The organism is Larkinella sp. C7, assembly GCF_006149005.1.
Classification (GTDB): Bacteria; Bacteroidota; Bacteroidia; order Cytophagales; family Spirosomataceae; genus Larkinella.
The window spans coordinates 375-746 of the sequence record NZ_VBSL01000069.1; the positions used below are offsets into that span (position 1 = coordinate 375).

Here is a 372-nt window from a genome sequence, read left to right on the forward strand (position 1 = left end):
TTTCAGCTGGTCTCTTTTACTTCTTTGATTCTGTAGGAACAGAAAGCAGCTTTGATAGTTCACTCAAGCGTCCGGTTATCGGCGTCATTTCTGTTGATAACTACGATGACATTACGACCGACCTGTCTGATGCTGATGTGGCCCAAATTAATGGCTTTATTGCCAACTTTATTTCTGAGTTTGCCGGTCAGCACCAGATTTACTATCGTCGGGTCAGCATGGACCGCTTCTATTTTTTCAGTGATTACAAGGTTTTAGCAGCCCTGATTGACGACAAGTTTACAGTTCTGGAAAACTTCCGCAATGAAGCTAAGAATCTGGAACTGCCCTTAACCCTCAGTATGGGGATCTCTTTCGGAGAAGACAACCATC

General features: G+C 43.8%; 1 protein-coding gene. It reads left to right on the forward strand.

Annotated features, from left to right (window positions below):
• The coding region (locus FH871_RS34390; protein WP_212768312.1) for a hypothetical protein at nt 1-372 on the forward strand (372 nt) is incomplete at both ends.